This is a genomic window from Cryobacterium sp. 10I1 (genome assembly GCF_035019805.1).
GTDB lineage: Bacteria > Actinomycetota > Actinomycetes > Actinomycetales > Microbacteriaceae > Cryobacterium > Cryobacterium glucosi.
The window spans coordinates 1-9,049 of record NZ_JASJVF010000136.1 but is presented as its reverse complement, the minus strand read 5'-3'; the positions used below and the strand labels follow the sequence as shown (position 1 = coordinate 9,049).

General features: G+C 69.7%; 6 protein-coding genes. 1 reads left to right on the top strand and 5 read right to left on the bottom strand.

Annotation, left to right across the window (positions count from 1 at the left end):
* Positions 1-69: 69 nt before the first annotated feature.
* Both QN345_RS12150 and QN345_RS12145 read right to left on the bottom strand, forming a co-directional pair.
* A complete protein-coding gene (locus QN345_RS12150; RefSeq protein WP_322188230.1) occupies positions 70-999 on the bottom strand; it encodes an FHA domain-containing protein in 930 nt (309 codons plus the stop codon).
* 2 nt (positions 1,000-1,001) lie between these two features.
* On the bottom strand, positions 1,002-1,208 hold the full coding sequence (locus tag QN345_RS12145) for a hypothetical protein (RefSeq protein WP_322189861.1): 207 nt from the start codon (positions 1,206-1,208) through the stop codon (positions 1,002-1,004).
* 287 nt (positions 1,209-1,495) lie between these two features.
* Here QN345_RS12145 and QN345_RS12140 point away from each other — a divergent pair, with 287 nt between their 5' ends.
* On the top strand, positions 1,496-5,098 hold the full coding sequence (locus QN345_RS12140; RefSeq protein ID WP_322135381.1) for a TM0106 family RecB-like putative nuclease: 3,603 nt from the start codon (positions 1,496-1,498) through the stop codon (positions 5,096-5,098).
* 72 nt (positions 5,099-5,170) lie between these two features.
* Here QN345_RS12140 and QN345_RS12135 read toward each other — a convergent pair whose 3' ends face one another.
* The 3 genes from QN345_RS12135 to QN345_RS12125 all read right to left on the bottom strand — a co-directional run.
* Positions 5,171-5,449, bottom strand: coding sequence for an HPr family phosphocarrier protein (locus QN345_RS12135; RefSeq protein ID WP_134445914.1), 279 nt, complete (start codon positions 5,447-5,449; stop codon positions 5,171-5,173).
* Between the two features lie 90 nt (positions 5,450-5,539).
* Entirely contained in the window at positions 5,540-7,228 is a 1,689-nt protein-coding gene (gene ptsP, locus QN345_RS12130) for a phosphoenolpyruvate--protein phosphotransferase (protein ID WP_134445913.1), read from the bottom strand.
* A gap of 119 nt (positions 7,229-7,347) precedes the next feature.
* The coding region (locus tag QN345_RS12125; RefSeq protein ID WP_323508686.1) for a fructose-specific PTS transporter subunit EIIC at positions 7,348-9,049 on the bottom strand (1,702 nt) is incomplete at its 5' end.

Below are 9,049 nucleotides of genomic sequence, written 5' to 3'. Positions count from 1 at the left end.
CCCAGACCAACAACCCCAGCCCAGGAAATCCGTCGGCGTTTTAAACTTCGCCGTTACTGACCCACGCTCCTAGGAGACCGGCGGCCCTGGTGTGGCCGGTGGCGGCGTCGCTCCGGTCCGGCGCGCGGGCTGCGGCTTCTGGTACGCCAGTTCCCCGCCCACCCTGCCGCCGTACGGACGACCGTGATCGGCGAATTCCTCGCGGAAGAACGCCATCCGCCACGGCCCGAGTTCGATGCGCGCGCCGGTGCGCAGAATCCGGCCCCCCTCTGACGGACGACTTCCGTCGATGCCCGGGGACTCCGTTCCCGGCGTGACGGGCCCGAGGGGAAAGAACACGTACTCGTCGTTCTGGTCATGCCGGATCTCGGCGTGGATGGGGGAGAGACCGTCGAGCCTCAGATCGGCGTCCGGGCTCGATCCGATCGTCGTGGTCTCCGGCATGAGGTCGAATTGGCGGGGCGGGGTGCCGTCCCAGTTTTCCGATCCGACGACGAAGATCAGTCGGGGACGCCCCGATCCGCGGGTGTAGTGCGTGGTCGTCACGGTGCGCCGGATGCGGCGGTCGAGCGTCGGTACCAGGGGGAAGAGGGTGGAGGGCGGCAGGGTCACGACCGGTGCCGGTTCTGCCCCTGCGGCGCGCCTGCGACGCCGCAGCAGCGGCGCCAGGGCCGCCCGGCTGCCGAGGGCGACATGCGCGGACCCGGTCAGGAGGCGCTGCAGCCGGTGAGCCGGGATCGCACCGAGCCGGACCACGAGCCCGTTCGGACCGCTCAGCGCGACCGAGAGCCCCCGTTCGGCCAGGTCTGCCGCGAGGGTGCGGATCTCCTTGAGAGTGATCGTCCTCGTCTGCAGGAAGAGCTCTGGCCGGCTCGCGAAGATCTCGACGTCGGTGCCGGCGGCGGTGATCGTTCCCTGCATCCGTTCGCCGCCGTACTGGCCGTCCGGCTCGGCAAGGGAGAAGGCGAGATCGATGTCCAGACGGGTGGTCGTTGCCATGGTCAGCGGGCGAGGGACTCGGTGGTCGGGCCTTCGCTCGTCGTGACGCGGAGGGTCCCGTTCAGCTTCCACGTCGCCCGCGGGGCGTCCGGTCCGATGTCCCGGGGGACTTCGACGGCCATGTCGATGAAGGTGTAGTTGATCACGGCGCTCTTGCCGGTCAGGTACGACCACATCTCTTTCCCGAGGTCGGTCCAGTCCTGGATGATGTGGCCGTCGGGGCCCGTCGCCGTTCCGGCCGTGTCGTCGCTCGTGCTCGTGCTGGTGGTTTCGCTCACGGTGTGTCCTTCTGATTTCGTCGATGAGGATGCGGAGTCCGACGTCGAGGAAACCCTCCGGGGCACCCCGTGAGGGGGAAGCCCGGCCACGCCAACACTGCCGTTGGGTCGAGGCTAGTGGGCGACTTCGCGCAGCGGGGGATTCCACAGCCTGCTCACAGCACCCGTACGTCGGTGGCTTCGGTTAGCCTCGGGGCAGATCCTTTCGGGAGGCCGTCGTGTTCCTGCTTGACCCTGTCACCGTCGTGTACTCTGCGAGCGACCTGAGCGCGGCCGCGGTCTGCGAATGGGCCGTGATGCGCCGGCTCGACGCACGCCTCGGGCGGATCGACCCGGTTCCGGATCCCGCGGACGCCATGCTCGCGCGCACCGCGGAACTCGGCGATGCCCACGAACTGCGGATGCTGAACCGGCTCCGTTCGACCGGGCCCGTCATCGAGATCGAGCGTCCGGCCCGCGCCGAGCGCGCTGCGATCCTCGAAGCCGCCCGGCTGAGTGCCGACGCCCTCCGAGCCGGCGCCGCGGTGGTGTTCCAGGCCGCCTTCTTCGACGGGCGTTTCCTCGGGTACGCGGACTTCATCATCCGCTCGCCGGAGCAGGGCGATTCGGCGGAAAGCGCCGCGGCGGGGCCGGGCTATGAGGTCTACGACACGAAACTGGCCCGCTCGGCCAAGGTGACCGCGCTGCTCCAACTCGCGGCGTACAGCGACCAGTTGGAACGCCTCGGTATCCGCACCGGCGACCGGGTGCACCTCCTTCTCGGCGACGGGCGCACGAGTTCGCACAGGCTGGCCGACATCCTTCCGGTGTACCGGGCCAGGCGGGCCAGGCTCGAGGGCCTGATCGACGAACGCCTCGCCGACGCCGCGCCGACCCCCTGGGGTGACCCCCGGTACGTCGCCTGCGGACGCTGCGCGGTCTGTGAGGAGCAGGTGCAACTGCACCGGGACGTGCTCCTGGTCGCCCGGCTGCGGCTCTCGCAGCGTGCCCGCCTGCGCGCTGCGGGGATCGGGACGATCGAGGAGCTCGCCGCGTCTGCGGGGCCGGTCGCCGGGATCACCGATTCGACGCTCGCGACCCTGCGCGCACAGGCCAGTCTTCAGCTCGACCCGCACCCCGGCCGGCCGCTCGCCTGGCAGGTGACCAATCCGCCGGCGCTCGCCGCACTTCCGCGGCCGAGCCAGGGGGATATCTTCTTCGACTTCGAGGGCGACCCCCTGTACCAGGAGGGAGCGGACGACGCCTCAGCCGGCACCGTGGTGTGGGGCCTCGACTACCTGTTCGGCCTCGTGGAACCCGACGACACCTTCCGCGCCTTCTGGGCGCACAGCCACGCCGAGGAACGCCAGGCCCTCATCGGCTTCCTCGCCTACGTGCACGAACGACGGGAACGGTACCCCGACCTGCATATCTACCATTACGCCCCCTACGAGCGCACCCACCTGCTCAGCCTCGCCGCGCGGCACGGCGTCGGAGAGGACACCGTCGACGATCTGCTCCGCAACCACGTGCTCGTCGACCTGTACCCGATCGTGCGGCAGGGCCTCCGGGTCGGCAGCCGCAGCTACTCGCTCAAGAAGCTCGAGCCGCTGTACATGGGGGAGGAGGCCAGGGAGGGCGTCGACAACGCCGCAGACTCGATCGCCGAGTACGCGCACGCGGGCGAGCTCCTCGCCGCCGGCGAGGCGGATGCCGCTGCGGCCGTCCTCGAGGACATCGCGCGGTACAACGCCTACGACTGCCGGTCGACGCGGCGGCTGCGGGACTGGCTCCTCGACCGGGCCGCGGACAACGGTGCCGTCGACGACGGTGCCTTCGACGACGGTGCCGCCGGACGCCTCGGTGCCTCGGGCGATGCCGGCGTCGCGGCTCGTGCCGGCGAGCTCGCGATCGCGGTCCCCGAGCGGGAACCCGACCCGGTCTACCTCGAACTGACGGCCCTGCTCGAACAGGTGCCGCCGACCGGCCGCACGAGCGACGAGACCGCGCTCGCCCTCGCGGCCGCGGCCATCGACTACCATCGTCGCGAACAGAAATCGTTCTGGTGGGACCACTTCGCCAGGCTCGCGTCGCCCCTCGAGGACTGGTCGGACACCAGGGATGTCTTCTCGGTCGTGCGGGCCACCGTCGAGATCGGCTGGCACCGCGAGGGCAGGCAGGTCCTCGACCGGCGCCTGCTCCGGCTCGAGGGCACCCCGGCGCCCGGAAGCTCGCTCAAAGCAGGGCAACAGCCGTTCCTCGTCTACGACCCGCCGTATCCGCCGATCCGGCGGAGCGACGAGCCGGGCGCCCGCACCGCCCACAACAAGGCGACCATCGTGCAGGTGGGCGACGACGGCGGATTCGGCGGCACCCTCGACGACGGCGTCCTCGATGGCGGTGCCCTCGACGACGGCGTGATCTTCGTCGACGAGATCCTCGAACGCGACGCGCCCCACCACGACGCGCTCCCTGTCGCCGTCACTCCGGGAACCCCGCCGCAGCCCGGCAGCCAGGTCGGCGCGATCTCCCAGTGGGGCAGGGCCGTGCTGTCCGCATGGCCGCTGCCGCTCGCGGATGCCGCGTTCGACATCCTGCGCCGGGTGCCGCCGCGACTGCGCGGGGGCGCCACCCTGCCTGTCGTTACCGCAGGAGACACCCAGGGCGCCATCCGCGATGCCGTGCTGGCCCTCGATCACTCCTACCTTGCCGTCCAGGGCCCGCCCGGAACAGGGAAGACCTTCGTCGGCTCGCGGGTGATCGCCGACCTCGTGGTCCGGCACGGCTGGAAAATTGGCGTCGTCGCGCAGTCGCATGCGGCCGTCGAGAACATGCTGCGCGCGGTGGTCGAGGCGGGCGCCGGAGTCGGGCTCGACCCGGACCGCGTCGGCAAAAGACCGAAGAAGGGCGAAGAAGGCACTGCCGTTCCGTGGCTCGCCCTCGATGTCAAGGGTCTCGCCGCTTTCACCGGCCGTTCGGACGGCTGGGTACTCGGCGGGACGGCCTGGGACTTCAGCAACGCCGACCGGATCCCGCGCGGCTCCCTCGACCTGCTCGTGATCGACGAGGCCGGGCAGTACTCCCTCGCGAGCACGATTGCCGCGGCCGTCTCGGCGGAGCGGCTGCTGCTTCTCGGCGACCCGCAGCAGTTGCCGCAGGTCAGCCAGGGCACGCACCCCGAGCCCGTCGACCTCTCCGCGCTCGGCTGGCTCACGGACGGGCATCGGGTGCTCCCCGCCGAGCTCGGGTATTTCCTCGCGACGAGCTGGCGGATGCACCCGGCCGTCTGCGCTCCTGTTTCGGCGCTCTCCTACGAGGGCAAACTCCGCTCGCACCCCTCCGACCGCGCCCTGGCCGGGGTGGAACCGGGGCTGCATCCCGTTCCGGTGCGCCACACGGACAACGCGACCTCGTCGATCGAAGAAGCGGATGTCGTGGTCGGGCTCGTCCGCGACGCCATCGGCCGGCCGTGGACATCCGCCGGGCGAACGGTCCCGCTCGGGGAGGCGGACGTGATCGTGGTCGCTCCGTACAACGCCCAGGTCGCCCTGATCAGGGAACGACTCCGGGCGGCCGGCCTCTCCTCGGTCCCGGTCGGCACGGTCGACAAATTCCAGGGCAGGGAGGCCGCGGTCGCGATCGTCTCGCTCGCGGCGTCGTCCGCGGAGGAGGTGCCGCGCGGCCTCGAATTCCTGCTGCTCGCGAACCGGCTCAACGTCGCCATCTCGCGCGCGCAGTGGGCGGCGTGGCTCGTCTACTCGCCCGCGCTCACGGACTCGCTGCCGCACAGCGTCGAGGCGCTCGCCCAGTTGAGCGCTTTCATCACACTCGTCGGCTCGTAGACCAGCGACGAGCACACAAAGAAGGAAGCACCCCCGACTACCGAGGGTGCTTCCTGTTGTTCCGGTGGAGTATTACTCGGCGTCGAGGTCCGTCTCGAGGATCTTGACGAGGGCTTCGAGCGCCTCGTCGGCTCCGTCGCCTTCCGCGCGCAGCACGACGACGTCGCCGTTGGCCGCACCGAGGCTCATCAGGCTCAGGATGCTCGAGGCGTCCATGGCGTCTTCAGCAGGCTCGCCCTCCATCGCGATGGTGACCTCGATCGGCAGTTCGCCGACGGCGGCCGCAAAAATGGACGCGGGACGGGCATGCAGGCCGACTCGGCTGGCAATGGTGGCTGTGCGTTCGGACATAATTCCTCCTGGTTGATACTCGACGACGGTCGTGCTCGACGATACTGCGGGCTGACTGGAGTGGTGCGGGGAGCGGTTACGCGTGTGCGGTTACAGACCCAACTCTTCAAGTATGGGCAATCCGGCGCGCACGCGCTTGCGGGCCTCGGTCGGATTCGGCGCGGACACCGCGAGGACCGCGAGCTTCTTGGCATCGTCGAGGGTGACGGACTTCAGCACGGCTCCGACAGCGGAGAGCGAACGGGAGGTCATCGACAGGGTCGCGACCCCGAGTCCGACGAGCACGACGGCGAGCACGGGGTCGGCGGCGGCCTCGCCGCAGACGCCGACGGGCTTGTTGTTGCCTTCGGCGATCGAGCCTTCGACGGTCAGTCCGATGAGCTTGAGCACGGCAGGCTGCCACGGGGAGTTCAGCGCGGCGAGAGTGCCGAGCTGGCGGTCGGCGGCCATCGTGTACTGGGTGAGGTCGTTCGTGCCGAGGCTGACGAAGTCGACTTCACCGAGGATCCGGTCCGCGAGGAGCGCGGCGGAGGGGACCTCGACCATGACGCCGGGGATCTTGAGCCCTGCGGTGGCGCACATCGCAGCGAACTCCGCGGCTTCCTCCGGCGTCGCGATCATCGGGGCCATCACCCAGACGCTGGTCGAGGAACCTTCGGCGGCCTGGGCGATCGCGGTGAGCTGGCGGGCCAGCACCCCAGGGGTGGTCAGGTCGGTGCGGTATCCGCGCACGCCGAGCGAGGGGTTGGGCTCGCTCGTGTCGGTCAGGAACGGCAGCGGCTTGTCGGCGCCGGCGTCGAGGGTGCGTACGACGACCTTCTGGCCGGGGAACGCGTCGAACACGCCGCGGTAGGCGATGACCTGTTCTTCGATCGTGGGCTCGGTCTCGCGCTCGAGGAAGCAGAACTCGGTGCGGAGCAGTCCGACGCCCTGGGCGCCGGCTTCGGCAGCCTTGACGGCGTCCTTGGCTCCGCCGACGTTGGCGAGCAAGGGGACGAGGTGGCCGTCCGCGGTGCGACCGTTGCCATCGAAGACGGCGAGGATCGCTGCGGCGGTCTTCCAGGCTTCCACGGCGGCGATTTCCTCGGCGCCGGGCTCGAGGGAGAGGAGGCCGGCCGCGCCGTCAACGTACACCTCGATGCCGTCTTCGAGGGCGTCGACGCCGGGGGCTGCGACGACGGCCGGGAGGCCGAGGGCGCGGGCGATGATCGCGGTGTGGGACTGCGGTCCGCCGCCGGAGGTGACGAGGGCGAGGATCTTCTCCGGGTCCAGGGTCGCGGTGTCAGCGGGGGCGAGGTCCTCTGCGACGAGGATGAACGGTGCGTCGGCGAGGGGGATGCCCGGCGCGGGAACACCGCGGAGCTCTGCGACGATACGGGCGCGCACGTCGAGGACGTCCGTTGCCCGCTCGGCCATATACCCGCCGAGGTTGATCAGCATCTCGGCGACGGAGGCGCCGGACTCCCAGATCGACCGCTCGGCGGACAGGCCGGTCTTGATCAGCTTGATGGCCGCCTTGATCAGCATCGGGTCCGTCGCCATCAGCGCGGTGGCCTCGAGGACGGCCTTGCTCGCGCCGGTCGCTCCCGCTGCGCGGTTCTGTAACTCGACCTGCACGGTCTTGGCAGAGGCACGCAGCAGTTCGGCGGCGGCATCCGCTGAGAGGGACGCGGCCAATCGTTCTCCGGCCGGGGGTTCACTGACCGGTTTGGGCATCTGCCGAATCGATCCGATGATCCGCCCGGGACTGACGCCCACGCCGGAGAAGTTCTGCTGCACGGTTTAACCTCTATTCTTGCGTGGGAATTGGTTGCCCACGGTAACGATATTACGCGGCGGCCGGTACGGATCACGTATCGGCCGCCGCGTTTTCATGCGGTGATGGTACTACTGGTTGTTCAGGCGGTGACGAGAACCGGGGCTTCCACTCCGGAAACGACCTTCTTCGTGGTGTACCGCTTCAGGGCGATGACGACCAGGCCTGCGACGACGGTGCCGATCGCGATTGCCAGGGCGAACAGCGCGAAGCTGTCGATCGCGAAGAAGACGAAGATGCCGCCGTGCGGGGCCTTGCTCGTGACACCCCAGGCCATCGACAGGGCGCCCGTGACACCGGCACCGAGCATGCTCGCCGGGATCACGCGCAGCGGGTCTGCCGCGGCGAATGGAATGGCACCCTCGGAGATGAAGGACGCACCGAGCAGCCAGGCCGCCTTGCCGTTCTCACGTTCGATCGGGCTGAACAGCTTCTTGTCGAGCACGGTGGCCAGGGCCATCGCGAGCGGCGGAACCATTCCGGCGGCCATCACGGCGGCCATGATCTGCCACGGAGCCTGGTTGGCCACGGTCGCGGTGCCGAGGCCGGCGACGGCGAAGGCGTATGCAACCTTGTTGACCGGGCCACCGAGGTCGAAGCCCATCATCAGTCCGAGGATCAGTCCGAGGACGATCGCCGCTGCGCCGCTCATACCCGTGAGCCAGGTGTTCAGTGCGGCGGTGAGCCACGCGATCGGACCACCGAGCACGAGGAACATCAACCCGGAGGCGACGATCGACGCGACGAGCGGAATGATCACGACGGGCATCAGGCTGCGGAGCCAGCGCGGAACATTGAGCCGCGCGAAGCTGGCCGCTGCGACACCGGCGAGCAAGCCGCCGGCGATGCCGCCGAGGAAGCCGGCACCCATGAAGCCTGCGACGGCGCCCGCGACGAACCCGGGGGCGATTCCGGGGCGGTCGGCGATCGCATAGGCGATGTAGCCGGAGAGCGCCGGGACCAGGAAGCCCATCGACAGGGCGCCGATCTTGAAGAAGACCGCGCCGAGATAGATCGCAAGGCCGCCGTCGGGCAGGTTGAAGAGGCTGTTCTGCAGGGTGACGACATCGGCGATCTTGGTGATCTCATAGCCACCGAGGAGGAAGCCGAGTGCGATGAGCAGGCCTCCACCTGCCACGAACGGAATCATGTAGCTGACACCGGTGAGGAGCGCGCGCTTGACCTTCTGGCCGAAGTGCTCGTTCTTCTCGTCGACCTCCGCCGCTCCTGCGGTTCCGCCGACGCGGCGGGCGTTCGGGTTCTCCGAGGCCGCGATGGCGTCCGCGATGAGCTTGGCCGGCTCGTCGATGCCGCGCTTGACTGGAACCTGGATGACGGGCTTGCCCGCGAAGCGCTCGCGGCCGCGCACGTCGACGTCGACCGCGAAGATCACCGCGTCGGCCGCTGCGATGACCGCGGGGTCGAGCATTGTGAGGCCGGCGGAGCCCTGCGTCTCGACCTGCATCTCGACGCCCGCGGCTTCCGCGGCGGCCGAGAGGGCCTCAGCGGCCATGTAGGTGTGCGCGATACCGGTGGGGCAGGCCGTGACGGCGACGAGGCGCTTGACCCCGGTGCGGACGGATGCCGCGGGGGCTGCAGTGCCGCCGCCGACAGCGACGGGAACGGGGGAGACGACGTTGGTGACGAGCTCGACGATCTCTGCGGGCGTCGTGGCGGCGCGCAGGGCGGCCGTGAACGCGGGCTTCATCAGCGAACGGGAGAGCTTCGCCAGGATCTTAAGGTGTTCCTGGTCCGCGCCTGCCGGCGCGGCGATCAGGAAGACC

Excerpts from the sequence above, each read along its gene's own strand:
- QN345_RS12135 (WP_134445914.1), bottom strand. The coding sequence starts at position 5,449 with ATGTCCGAACGCACAGCCACCATTGCCAGCCGAGTCGGCCTGCATGCC.
- QN345_RS12150 (WP_322188230.1), bottom strand. The coding sequence starts at position 999 with ATGGCAACGACCACCCGTCTGGACATCGATCTCGCCTTCTCCCTTGCC.